Below are 11918 nucleotides of genomic sequence, written 5' to 3'. Positions count from 1 at the left end.
AGTTTTAAGATGACTTTTCAAGATGGCCTGTCCTTAACAGAATGGATATATCCTCCAGATGATCCTATATGGCTTAATAAGATTGTTGCTGACTTTAATATTCACCCTATTATTGCCCAGTTTTTTGTAGCAAGAGGATTTACATCTACAAAAGAAATACACGATTATCTCTACGCAAAACTTCCTGATCTAAATGATCCTCAATTATTTGCTGACATGGACAAGGCAGTCTTACGTATCTGTGAAGCCATCCGTACCGGAGAGGGTGTTTTAATTTATGGTGATAACGATGTCGATGGCATGACGGGAACTGCACTACTTACAGAATTTTTGCGCTCAATTGGAGCACATGTGTTCTTTTATGTTCCAAACCGCAATTCATTAAAGCAGAGCATGCTTCTAGATGCTCTTAATTATGCTCTACAAAATCGCTGCACATTGCTCATTACTGTAGATTGCGGCGTTACTGCTGCAAAGGAAATTGAAGAGGTTGTCAAACATAATGTTGATGTTATTGTAACAGATCATCATGAACCAACAGCAAAAATTCCTCATTGCATTGCGACTTTGAACCCAAAGCTTGTTACTAATTCCTATCCAAACCGTGATATCACAGGTGTTGGCGTTGCCTTCAAATTTGCTCATGCCATTACCAACCATTTTGCGGCAACTAATCATCCTCTTTTTAAAAAAATAGTTCTCAAACGCTATCTTGACTTAGTAGCTCTTGGCACCATTGCTGACATGGGCTCTCTGCGTGGAGAAAATCGAATTTTGGTGCGCTATGGTTTAAGACAGTTGCGAAAAACAAGGCGCATTGGTCTTACCAAACTATTCTCAGTTTGTGACCTAGAAGCATCAGAAATTACTACGATAGATATTGCCTCTAAAGTAGCTCCAAGACTCAATAGTTTGGGCCGCGTTGCAGAACCTAGAAAAGGTGTCGAACTTCTTCTTATAAGAGACGCACAAGCTGCAGAAACACTTGCAAAAGAGCTAGACCTTTTTAATATTGAAAGACAAAAAATCGAACAAGTTGTTTCTGAAGATGTTGAAAAATATATAGAAGCACATCCTGAAATTTTAAAAGAAAAAGCTATTGTTATCTCTTCCAATCAGTGGCACTCAGGAGTCATTCCCATTGTAACGACGCGTATTTGTAAACAATATAACCGCCCTACAGTGATGATTGCAATCGATGGCGGTATCGGTAAGGGATCTGCAAGAACTATTCGTGAATTTCCCTTGCTTCCAGCCTTTAGAGAAAACGCAGATCTTCTCTTAAACTTTGGTGGTCATGACTATGCAGCGGGTCTTACCATAAAAGAGCCGCATATTGAAGCATTTAAAGCCAATTTTCTCTCTTCTGCTAATCACAAGTTACAAGAATGTGATATGGTCTCTAAAGTCCAAATTGATGCAAAAGCTGATTTTAGTGAACTTTCTTTTGATTTCATGGAGTCACTAGCTCTTTTAGAGCCTTATGGCAATGAAAATCAGCCTCCTTTGTTTTATTGTGATGCAAAGCAAGCATGGCCTCCAAGGATCGTTGGAAGATCTCACTTAAAGCTTTATTTAGAGCAAAATGATCGCATGCTAGAGGGCATTGGTTTTGGTATGGGTAAGCGTATTGCAGAACTTAAAAAGCGTAACTTAGTGCTCAGAGTTCTCTTTACACCTACCATCAATCGTTTTCAAAATAAGCTGAGCATACAGCTTCATGTTCGCGATTTTAAAGTTTTATGATCGCTTTGGATCAAGTGATTCAAGGAACAATTACCTCTCTTGCATTTGGAGGAGCAGGTATTTTCCGATATAACCATTTTGTCATTTTCGTTCCCTATACATGTATAGGAGAAGAAGTCGAAGTCCGCATTCAAAAGGTCTCTAAAAATTTTGCAACAGCTCTTCTTATAAAAGTACTCACGCCAAGTAAAGAGCGTATCGAAGCGCGCTGTCCTCATTTTAGAGTATGCCCCGGCTGTCAAATTCAACACCTCTCTCAAGCAGCTCAAAATCATTATAAACTCTCATCTGTTCAAAATGCACTCTGTAAACTGGATATGCCTTCTTCTTCTATCACTTTTCAAGAAACTACAAAAACATGGGAATATAGACGCTACATTAAACTTGCGCTTCATAGCACAAACAATGGCTTTAAAATGGGTTATATTGCTCATGATAATAAATCTCTTATAGAAATTGGCTGCTGTCCTATTTTTGTTAATGAACAAAATCAGATTATTCAAAAACTTCAAACATTTACCCATAATCTTGATAATGTAACACCGCAAAAAGGCTCTGTCACAGTATTTAAAGCAGATAAAAGCTTTATTTTATCTTTTTGCTTTGAAAAAGAAATCCCAAAAAACATAAGGTTGCTTGCTAAAATAGCCCTTCAAGAGGGAGTATGCAAAGGAATACAGATACAGAGTGCAAATACATGCTTTTCACTAGGAGCAACTCACGTAGCATTTTCCTTCGAGGGATTAAACATTTTAAGCCATCCAAAAGCATTTATACAGGTTCATGAAGAACAAAGCTCTCTTCTCTACAAAAAATTATATAAGCATATTCTTGCAAGCCACGCAAAAAACGTTCTAGACCTCTATTGTGGGATTGGAATTACAACGCTTTTACTTGCAAAGATGGGTCTTAATGTAATAGGGATTGAAAAAAATAGAGAAGCTGTAAAACTTGCAAATAGTAATAAAAAAAGTAATGAGATTCAAAATGTCAAATTTCTACAAGCATCCGTTGAAAATGTGCTAGAAAAGACCCTGTCGAGCTTCAAAGCAGATACTGTGATCATTAACCCACCCAGAACAGGTATTGATAAAAAAGTAATCCAAGCACTTGGAAAAGCGCGTCCCAAAGAGCTTATCTACATCTCTTGCATGCCTAGCACACTTGCAAGAGATGTTTCCCTGCTGCAGCAATATGGTTACCATGTTGTTCAAGGGCAAGCTTTCGACATGTTCCCTCAAACAGGCCATGTGGAAACCCTACTTATCCTGATGTATTAACCATTAGTTCTTTGCAGTCTTTTTTGTCCCAAGCATGTTTTAGATGTGAGTGTACCTTGTTAGAAATGCCTCCTAAAAACTCGATAGCTCTGAGGAAGCGTACTCTTGTACGATCTTTACCAAGAAGAGCAACGGAGTCAAAAAATGGAGGTCCAAAAACTTTTCCCATAATGCTTGCAAAAAGAACTGGCATGACAATCTTTTTATGGTTGACACCAAATACTTCTGCAATGACCCTGGATGCATTTTCTATACCAGACCTTCCCCAATCTTCATTCTCATCCATATGCCAAATGACACTTTGTAAAAGGAGTGCTGACTGGTGAGCCGTTATTCCTTTGGGACAAAGCAAGTCTAAGTGCAGAGGAATATGATCGATAAAGAAAAAATCACACAACTCCATAAACTGCGAAAATGTTTTAATACGCGTATGAACAAGGGGCATGAGTTTTCCCATGAAAACATCGTTAAATTGCCACTCTTTTATCCTGTTCCAGAGATTGTCCTGAGGTATATTTTTAATAAGATATTGTTGGTTTATCCAGTCGAGTTTTTGTATGTCAAAAATAGCACCAGAGACACCTATGCGCTTAGGATCAAATGCTGCTACAATCTCTTCTATAGAATAAACTTCCTTGTCGTCTGTCATGCTATAGCCCATCAAAGTCAAGAAATTCATAAAAGCTTCCGACAAGTAGCCACTATCTCTGTAATAGAAAATGGATGTAGGGTTTCTTCTCTTAGAGAGTTTTTTGCCATCCTTGCCAAGAAGAAGGGGCATATGCATAAATACGGGCGGTGTCCAGCCAAATGCTTCATAAAGATAAAGATGCTTGGGTGTAGAGCTGAGCCATTCATCTCCTCTAATTACATGAGAGATTTTCATGAGATGGTCGTCCACTACATTTGCAAGGTGATAGGTTGGAAATCCATCCGATTTAAGAAGCACTTGATCATCTACATCGGCCCATGGATAGACACAACGTCCTTTGATGCCATCTTCGATGATACACTCACCACTGAGTGGTACCTTTAATCGCACAACATAAGGCTTGCCTGCAGCAATATGCTCTTGTACCTCTTCAGGAGTGAGCGTGCGGTAGCGTCTATCGTAACCTTGGCGAGCGCCTGTTTTAGCTGCAATCTCTCTCATTTCTGCAAGCTCTTCAGGCGTTGCAAAACACTTATAAGCTTTTCCTTGATCTAAGAGCTTTTGACAATACTCTCTATAAATAGAATAACGCTCAGATTGCCTGTAAGGAGCATAAGGTCCTCCTACATCTGGACCCTCATCCCAAGAAATTCCACACCACTTGAGGGCATCATAAATGTTTACCTCATACTCCGGTCTACTTCTTGTTTGATCCGTATCTTCGATGCGTAAGATAAATTTTCCTTGAAAGCGCTTTGCAAAAATTACATTAAAAAGCGCCATATAAGCAGTTCCAACGTGTGGATCGCCAGTTGGGGAGGGCGCAATACGAACGCGTACATTACTCATCACTTTTCCTCTTTAAAAAAGGGAAATTTTCGCGCTTTACGCGATAGATTTCAAGAGAAATCTAAAAAGAGGAGCCCTGACGCAAAATTGCTCCATGAAGAAAAAACTTGAGTCGGTTAGGGCGGATTGTGTATCCTTGCTTGGCATGTTGCTATTTTAGGGGATTTAGATGCCAGGTATTATTGTTGTTGGAACTCAGTGGGGTGATGAGGGAAAGGGAAAAGTAATCGATTTGCTTTCGCATCAAGCAGACTTTGTTATAAGAGCGCAAGGTGGCAATAACGCGGGACATACGATTCTTATTGGTAAAGAAGAATTTAAATTACATTTGATACCCTCTGGTATTCTCTACGATCATACAAAATGTTGCATTGGTGGTGGTACCGTTATAGACCCAGAAGTTTTGTTTAATGAAATGGATACATTAAAGCAAAGAGGTATATCTTTTGAAGGAAGGCTTGGAATATCATCTGCAGCCCATATCATCTTTCCTTATCACAAGTTATGGGATCTGCTCATAGAGGAGAGAAAAAAGGATAGCGCCATTGGTACGACAAAAAAAGGAATAGGTCCTTGTTATGCAGATAAAATTAATCGTATCGGTATAAGAGTTGCTGAATTGATTTCTCCAGATCAGTTAGAGATTGCTTTAGAAAAAGTTCTGAAAATTAAAAATGAAGAGTTGGAATGTGTTTTTAAAAAACCAGCATTTGATTTTAAAGAAATATTTAATGTTTATAGGGCTTATGGAGAACGTTTAAAGCCTTATGTTGAACCTGTAGAAGATTTGATTTATGAGGCCTTGCAGGCAGGGAAAAAAGTGATTTTTGAAGGTGCTCAAGGCACATTCCTGGATATAACATTTGGCTCATATCCTTATGTGACTTCTAGCCAAACAATAGCATCTGGAATTTGTGCAGGTGCAGGTATTGGTCCAACATCTATCGATCACACAATAGGTGTTGTGAAAGCCTATACAACTCGAGTAGGTCTTGGGCCATTTCCTACAGAAATGAAAGAGGAAGAGACCTGTATTGATCCCATTCTTTCACGTGAAATTGGTACAACAACTGGAAGAATAAGAAGAATTGGTTGGTTTGATGTACCTCTTGTAAAACAAGCAATTCGCTTAAATGGTATTGATTCTATTGCTTTAATGAAGTTAGATGTTTTAGATCATGTTGAAAAGATTAAGATTTGTACTGCTTATGAGCATAAGGGGGCTATACTTAAAGATTTTCCTGTGCTAAAAGAGAGTTTTGAAAAAATAACGCCCCAATACCAGATAATGGATGGTTGGATGCAATCCACAAGAGATATAAGATGTGTAAGCAATCTACCCCTCAATGCACGTCGTTTTATAGAAACAATAGAACAGCTTTGTGGTGCGCAAATGTGCATTGTTTCTGTAGGACCAGAAAGAGATAGTACATTAATTGTAAAAGATATTTTTAACTAAGGATTGTTTTGACAGTTTATTCTCCTTCAATTATTTCTTCTCCAGTTCGAGAGAATCATATGATTACAAAATCTTGTAATCATATTGCTATCATTATGGATGGAAACAGAAGATGGGCAAAAAAACGTTTTTTACCCTCAATTGCGGGGCATTGGGCAGGAGCTGCTGCTCTTAAGAGAACAGTAAGGGCTGCAAGTGATTTTGATGTTAAGATACTGACAGTGTATGCATTTTCTACAGAGAATTGGTTGCGTCCACAAATGGAGATAAAAGCTCTCTTTAAAGTTTTAGAGTCGTATCTTCTTCAGGAGAGAGAAGATATGGTTGCAGAGGGAGTAAGACTTAATTTTATTGGTGATATCTCTCGATTTCCTGAGTATTTGCAACAAGTAATACAAGAAACAAAAGCAATGACTGCTTATGGGCAAAAAATAGAGCTTGTTTTGGCTCTTAACTATGGTAGTCGGGATGAAATTACAAGAGCTGTGCATCACATTATAGAGGATGTTGAACAAAAAAAATTGAAAAAGCATGAAATTACAGAAGATCTTATCACACATTATTTGGATACAAATAAGATGCAAGATCCTGATCTGCTCATTCGTACAAGTGGAGAGATGCGTTTGAGTAACTTCTTGCTTTGGCAACTTTCTTATGCAGAAGTGTATGTAACTTCTGTTTTATGGCCAGATTTTTCTAAACAAGATCTTGAAAATGCAATAACAGAATATCAAAGGCGTGAAAAGAGGAATGGTGTATGATGAGGCATGCAATGAAAGATTTAAAGCCGCGCCTTATAATGACAACTATTTGCGTGCTTTTTCTTTTTTTCTTTATTGGATTTGCAGAGCATACCTATTTTAAGCCTGTATTTGTTGGAGCCGTAGCTTTTGTTGCATCGGTTGCATTTTGGGAGTATTGCCAAATCGTTAAGATGAAGGGAATCGTGCCTTGCACAAAAGTGGGTATAGTAGGGACTGTTTGTTATGCCTATGCTATTTATTTTGGTATAGAAAGTAGCTTTTTTAGTTTTCTTCCTCTTTTTGTATTGGGTATCATTTTGACGCTTTCATTTTTAATGCGTTTTAATGAAGTAGAAAATGCATTAGCATCCGTTGCGACAACATTTTTCGGTATCGTCTATATCACGGTAACATTTTCTGGAATCATCGTTATTATGTATCATTTTCCGCAAGTGAGTGGTAAAGATGGTCGTCTTTGGCTTATTTATTTACTTGCAGTAAGTAAGATGACGGATGTTGGAGGGCTTTTTATTGGCAGGTTTTGTGGTAAAAAATCACTCATTCCAAAAATAAGCCCTAATAAAACGGTTGCAGGGGCCTTTGGAGGTATTTTATTTGCGGGCATAACAAGTGTAGGTTTTGCTTATGCCACAGGCTTTAAAGAAAGCTCTGCACTTGGTCTTACGCTTTTGCAGTCGATCTATTTGGGATTGATTCTAGGATTCTTTGCTGAGATAGGTGATCTTGCTGAATCGTTGTTAAAACGGGATGGAAAAATTAAAGATAGTAACCCGCATTTTCCAGGTCTTGGGGGTGCTTTGGATACAGTTGATTCTTTACTTTTTACAACACCCATTGTGTGTTTATTTTTACAAGTAGCAATATAAGATGATTATTACAATTGATGGCCCTTCAGGTACGGGTAAAAGTACTGTTGCAAAGCTTCTTGCAGGTAAAACAGGTTTTGTGTTTTTTGATACAGGAGCTATGTATCGGGCAGTAACTTATACGCTTTTAAAACAAGATATTCCCTTCGACGATAAGGCACGTATAGAAGAAGTTTTACAAAACTTTTCTTTTCGTATTGAAACACATTCTAATGAAAAAAAATATTTTGTAGGTAACGAGGAAGTAACATTAGAAATACGTTCACAATATATAACCAAGCATGTCTCTGAAGTTGCAGCACTTTTGGTGGTAAGGCATGCTCTTGTTGAATTACAAAGACGTTTTGCAAAAGATGTCAACGCAGTTTTTGAAGGACGTGACATTGGCTCTGTTGTATTTCCTGAAGCTGATTTGAAAGTATTTTTAACGGCACGATTGGATATAAGGGCGGATAGACGTTTTCGAGAATTTGTATTTAAACATCCATCTGAAGCAGAAAATATGACGAAACAGCAAGTGTTAGAAGATTTGCAAAGAAGAGATTTGCATGATTCAACTAGAGAGCATTCTCCTTTAAAAGCAGCAAGTGATGCTGTTGTGATCGATACTTCTGATAGTACTGTAGAGGAAGTTGTTCAGAAAATTTTTCAGATTTATTTAGATAAGTTGCATACTTAGAAGGAGTACTGAATTGAGCTTAATGTATCGCTTTGTCATAGCTTGTTCGCGTGCTTATTTTTCTTTATTTTTTCGCTATCGTGTATACGGCATACAAAATCCTTATAAGAGAGGTGCAATTATTGCGCCTAACCATACTTCTTTTTTTGATCCTCCTATAGTTTCTGCTGCTTGGCCTCAGGAGGTACATTTTTTGGCAAGTGATTATCTTTTTCGCATACCTCTTTTTGGTGCATTAATTAAGAGTTTAAATTCACATTCTGTTGCAAGAGGAAATGCTGATTTAGGTGCTATTAAAACAGTTTGTGAATTACTTGGAAATGGTAATAAAGTAATTATTTTTCCAGAAGGTAGAAGATCATCAGATGGAAAAATAGCAGCAATTAAGCCCGGTATTGGACTTATTGTTGCTAAAGCGAAATGTGCAGTTATTCCTACGTATGTTTACGGTATGTATGAAGCTTGGAGCCGCAATAGCAAATTCCCAAGGCTATGGGGAAAAGCAGCTGTTGTTTTTGGAACACCTATTTTGTATGAAGAATTTGCTCAGTTGGATAAAAAAAATGCGCAGCAAGCAGTTGTTGCAAGAGTTGAAGTAGCCTTGCATGCACTTGAAAAGTGGTATCTAGACGGTGCAAAAGGTGCGCCTCCTTAAAACTTGCGTTGAAAATTGCGGCCAAGATGACTCGAACATCCACCGAGTTGCCCCGACTAGAACCTGAATCTAGCGCGTCTACCAATTCCGCCATGGCCGCATAATCAACTTATAGGCCAGCAGAGTATAAGCCATCATTCATTTTTGAACACGTAAAAAGCTTGAATTTATTTTTTATTTAAAGAAGTCTCTTGTAAAAGCATGAGGGAATACAAAAAAAGATTTAATCACATAAAAAATTTCAGCAGCGAAGAATTCCTCAGTATATTTGTGTATAGATAATAAAGCTGAAAATTTTCTATACTGGAGGAAGTTTTTATTTATCTTGAGGAGATGATATGGCTGATATTGAAAAAGTAACGGATGATAACTTTGCAGCATCTATTGCAGCAGGTGTTGTATTAGTAGATTTTTATGCAGATTGGTGCGGTCCTTGCAGGATGCTTGCGCCTGTAATTGACAAGGTTGCCGTTGCTATGAAGGGGCAGGCGAAAGTTGTAAAATTAGATACGGATCAAGCTGAAAAGACGGCTGCATCTTTACAAATTACGTCTATTCCAACACTTATCTTATTCAAAGAGGGTAAGGAAGTGGATCGCGTAGTTGGACTGAAGGACGAGCAAGCTCTTTTAGCTATGATTAAAAGGGCACTATAGTAGTGTTTTGGAAGAAGAGGAAGTCTTTTTATCATCAAGAGCTTCCTCCAATTGCACTTCTTGCAGGTGAGGGAAAGATGCCTTTTTTGGTTTTAGAAGGCATTCGGGCAGCTGGTAGGAGGGTTTTGTTGCTTGCAATTCATGGTAGCGCGGAAGATCGTTTGATTTCTTTGGCGGATTATTCAGTTTCTCTTTACGTTACAGAGCTTGGTAAGGCAATACAAACATGCTTAAAGCATGGTGTAAAGGAACTTGTAATGGTGGGGCGTGTCCATCATAAGAATATATTTTCGGTTTCTCTTTTTAAATTGGATTGGACAGCATTTTGTTTTTGGTGGAAATTGAAAGACAGACGCGCAGACAGTCTTTTAAAAGGGATTGCAGATTTGTTTTTTGCGCGTGGGATTACCTTGATGAATTCAGTTAAATATCTACAAAGCCATCTTGCTAAAGAGGGAGTGTTAACAGACAAAAAGCCTTCTTCTTCTCTTTGGCAAGACATCCATTTTGGCTCAAAACTTGCAAAAGAGATAGGGCGCTTAGATATCGGACAAGCTGTGGTTGTTAAGCAAGGCTCTGTTGTGGCTGTGGAGGCTATGGAAGGAACCGATCAATGCATTGAAAGAGCAGGTCTTTTAGCAGGTCCTGGATGCGTTGTTGTTAAAATGGCAAAGCCTAATCAAGATATGCGTTTTGATGTACCTGTAGTTGGTATAAATACGATAGAAAAGCTTATTAAGGTAAAAGCTGCGGCTCTTGCAATAGAAGCAGGAACTACTGTGATCTTAGATCCAGAAGCAATAGAAGTTGCAAATAAACATGGAATTATTATTGTGAGTATTGTATGAAGTGTGTTTTACAAAAAGCCTTTACATTCGATGATGTTGCATTGGTTCCGCAGTACAACAATGTTCCATCTAGAACAGAGCCTAACCTAGAGACATGGCTTACTCGCTCTACAAAGTTGGGAATACCCATCATTGCATCCAATATGGACACAGTTATTTGTGAAGAGCTTGCAGATGTTCTTATTGCACATGGTAGCGTACCTATTTTTCATAGATTTACAGATTTTGAAACGCAAGCACATTGGGTTAAGAAATTTGGTGAAAAGACATATGTTTCTTGTGGTATTCAGACATCTCATATTGATGAGACACGCACTTTGTTAGATATGGGGGCAGCTGGTATTTGTGTAGATATAGCTCATGGCCATTCTGAAAAAATGCTTCGCTTTATAGAAGAAATTAAGAGACTTTGTCCTGGAAAAGAAGTGATTGCGGGCAATGTATGCACGGCAATGGCCTATCATGACCTTGTTAATGCAGGTGCAGATGCTGTTAAAGTAGGAATTGGCCCTGGAGCTGCCTGTAAAACACGTGTAGTTACAGGGTTTGGTGTGCCTCAATTCACAGCTATTCAAGAGTGTGCAGAAATAGCGGAAAAATTGCGTATACCGCTCATTGCAGATGGTGGAATAAGGTCGAGTAGAGATGTTGTTTTAGCGCTTGCTGCTGGTGCTAGCTCTGTAATGCTTGGAAAGCTTTTTGCACTCACTAATGAAAGCGCTGCAAAAAAGAGAAATGGCCCAAATGGAAAAGAGGCTAAATATAGGGGCCAAGCAAGTGAAGATTTTCAGGTGGAATACTATGGTGGCTTGAAAGAGAAGACTGTAGCAGAAGGTATCGATTTTTGGTCCATAGTCAGTGGTAGCGCAGAAAAGTTAATTAACGAGCTTTTAGGTGGCTTGAGAAGTGGCATGACTTATGGTGGCGCTCGTAGTTTAAAAGAATTACAGCGAAAAGCTGAATTCGTAGAGGTTTCTGCTTCCTATATGGCAGAGAGCTTTCCAAGAATTTCCTAATTAACAATTTCGACAAGGTCAGAATATACACAAACAAGTTCAAGAATTGGTTTTGTATACTTCATGGGCATTTAGAATTTTTGATTTTGTTATTTGGGAAAGATAGCTATCTTTTGCAATGCACCAAAGAAAGATGAGGGTATCTAATAAACGCCAGCTCGATTTTCAACTATCAGCTAATCAATAACTTGAATAGTTAAAACACGGAGACGCGGAGACACGGAGACTTATAATTTATCATTTATGATGCGTTCTACACCGTTTAGGATATCCAAATAAAGTGGTTCTCTAATTTTACACCCTTTGTATGTTACATTTACAGGGACTTGTGTTTGAATTTGCAATCCTTGCAACGACAATTCATGACATAATGCAGACTCATATACACTTTCAAGCAAACCAGGCCCTCCAAGCACCTTATGGACTTCAATAGCTGCTCCAATAATTT

Annotated in this window: 12 protein-coding genes and 1 tRNA gene; 10 read left to right on the top strand and 3 right to left on the bottom strand. The window is 38.3% G+C overall.

What is annotated here, in order from left to right:
- Window positions 1–9 precede the first annotated feature (9 nt).
- Window positions 10–1746, top strand: coding sequence for a single-stranded-DNA-specific exonuclease RecJ (recJ, locus tag P4L16_01490; GenBank protein MDR3623794.1), 1737 nt, complete (start codon window positions 10–12; stop codon window positions 1744–1746).
- A complete protein-coding gene (rlmD, locus tag P4L16_01485) occupies window positions 1743–3026 on the top strand; it encodes a 23S rRNA (uracil(1939)-C(5))-methyltransferase RlmD (protein MDR3623793.1) in 1284 nt (427 codons plus the stop codon). The genes recJ and rlmD overlap by 4 nt, the downstream gene beginning before the upstream one ends.
- Here the strand turns inward: rlmD and gltX are convergent.
- Window positions 3010–4527: a glutamate--tRNA ligase gene (gltX, locus tag P4L16_01480; GenBank protein ID MDR3623792.1), complete on the bottom strand. Its 1518-nt coding sequence runs from the start codon at window positions 4525–4527 to the stop codon at window positions 3010–3012. The genes rlmD and gltX overlap by 17 nt on opposite strands.
- Before the next feature lie 169 nt (window positions 4528–4696).
- Between gltX and P4L16_01475 the strand changes: the two genes are divergently transcribed.
- Genes P4L16_01475 through P4L16_01455 form a run of 5 tightly spaced genes read left to right on the top strand, consistent with a single transcriptional unit; the run spans window position 4697 to window position 8950 of the window.
- Complete coding sequence (locus P4L16_01475; GenBank protein ID MDR3623791.1) at window positions 4697–5986, top strand: adenylosuccinate synthase; 1290 nt, start codon at window positions 4697–4699, stop codon at window positions 5984–5986.
- Between the two features lie 8 nt (window positions 5987–5994).
- Window positions 5995–6747 carry an isoprenyl transferase gene (locus P4L16_01470; GenBank protein MDR3623790.1) on the top strand — a complete coding sequence of 251 codons (753 nt, stop codon included), beginning with the start codon at window positions 5995–5997 and terminating at the stop codon, window positions 6745–6747.
- The gene (locus P4L16_01465; protein MDR3623789.1) at window positions 6744–7616 is read left to right on the top strand and encodes a phosphatidate cytidylyltransferase; all 873 of its coding nucleotides are present in this window, start codon (window positions 6744–6746) and stop codon (window positions 7614–7616) included. Before P4L16_01470 ends, P4L16_01465 begins: the two co-directional genes overlap by 4 nt.
- Window position 7617: 1 nt before the next feature.
- The gene (cmk, locus tag P4L16_01460) at window positions 7618–8295 is read left to right on the top strand and encodes a (d)CMP kinase (GenBank protein ID MDR3623788.1); all 678 of its coding nucleotides are present in this window, start codon (window positions 7618–7620) and stop codon (window positions 8293–8295) included.
- A gap of 22 nt (window positions 8296–8317) precedes the next feature.
- Window positions 8318–8950: a lysophospholipid acyltransferase family protein gene (locus P4L16_01455; protein ID MDR3623787.1), complete on the top strand. Its 633-nt coding sequence runs from the start codon at window positions 8318–8320 to the stop codon at window positions 8948–8950.
- Between the two features lie 16 nt (window positions 8951–8966).
- On the opposite strand, the gene P4L16_01450 is transcribed toward P4L16_01455, so the two are convergent.
- Window positions 8967–9050 (bottom strand) — tRNA-Leu (locus P4L16_01450).
- A 238-nt stretch (window positions 9051–9288) separates the two neighbouring features.
- On the opposite strand from P4L16_01450, the gene trxA reads away from it, so the two are divergent.
- The 3 genes from trxA to P4L16_01435 are packed head-to-tail and all read left to right on the top strand — an operon-like array spanning window position 9289 to window position 11470.
- Window positions 9289–9606 (top strand): thioredoxin, encoded by a 318-nt coding sequence (trxA, locus tag P4L16_01445; GenBank protein MDR3623786.1) that lies wholly within the window; start codon window positions 9289–9291, stop codon window positions 9604–9606.
- Window positions 9607–9608: 2 nt separating this feature from the next.
- Window positions 9609–10454 carry a UDP-2,3-diacylglucosamine diphosphatase LpxI gene (gene lpxI / locus P4L16_01440; GenBank protein MDR3623785.1) on the top strand — a complete coding sequence of 282 codons (846 nt, stop codon included), beginning with the start codon at window positions 9609–9611 and terminating at the stop codon, window positions 10452–10454.
- Window positions 10451–11470 carry a guanosine monophosphate reductase gene (locus tag P4L16_01435; protein MDR3623784.1) on the top strand — a complete coding sequence of 340 codons (1020 nt, stop codon included), beginning with the start codon at window positions 10451–10453 and terminating at the stop codon, window positions 11468–11470. Before lpxI ends, P4L16_01435 begins: the two co-directional genes overlap by 4 nt.
- Before the next feature lie 227 nt (window positions 11471–11697).
- Here the strand turns inward: P4L16_01435 and P4L16_01430 are convergent.
- Window positions 11698–11918 (bottom strand): GxxExxY protein (locus P4L16_01430; GenBank protein MDR3623783.1); only part of this gene is annotated, 221 nt, incomplete at its 5' end.

Source organism: Chlamydiales bacterium (genome assembly GCA_031292375.1).
Classification (GTDB): domain Bacteria; phylum Chlamydiota; class Chlamydiia; order Chlamydiales; family VFKH01; genus JARLHF01.
This window is presented reverse-complemented; position numbering and strand designations above follow the sequence as displayed.

Excerpts from the sequence above, each read along its gene's own strand:
- P4L16_01455 (MDR3623787.1), top strand. The coding sequence starts at position 8,318 with ATGTATCGCTTTGTCATAGCTTGTTCGCGTGCTTATTTTTCTTTATTT.
- gltX (MDR3623792.1), bottom strand. The coding sequence starts at position 4,527 with ATGAGTAATGTACGCGTTCGTATTGCGCCCTCCCCAACTGGCGATCCA.
- P4L16_01435 (MDR3623784.1), top strand. The coding sequence starts at position 10,451 with ATGAAGTGTGTTTTACAAAAAGCCTTTACATTCGATGATGTTGCATTG.
- trxA (MDR3623786.1), top strand. The coding sequence starts at position 9,289 with ATGGCTGATATTGAAAAAGTAACGGATGATAACTTTGCAGCATCTATT.
- P4L16_01465 (MDR3623789.1), top strand. The coding sequence starts at position 6,744 with ATGATGAGGCATGCAATGAAAGATTTAAAGCCGCGCCTTATAATGACA.
- P4L16_01475 (MDR3623791.1), top strand. The coding sequence starts at position 4,697 with ATGCCAGGTATTATTGTTGTTGGAACTCAGTGGGGTGATGAGGGAAAG.
- recJ (MDR3623794.1), top strand. The coding sequence starts at position 10 with ATGACTTTTCAAGATGGCCTGTCCTTAACAGAATGGATATATCCTCCA.
- rlmD (MDR3623793.1), top strand. The coding sequence starts at position 1,743 with ATGATCGCTTTGGATCAAGTGATTCAAGGAACAATTACCTCTCTTGCA.
- cmk (MDR3623788.1), top strand. The coding sequence starts at position 7,618 with ATGATTATTACAATTGATGGCCCTTCAGGTACGGGTAAAAGTACTGTT.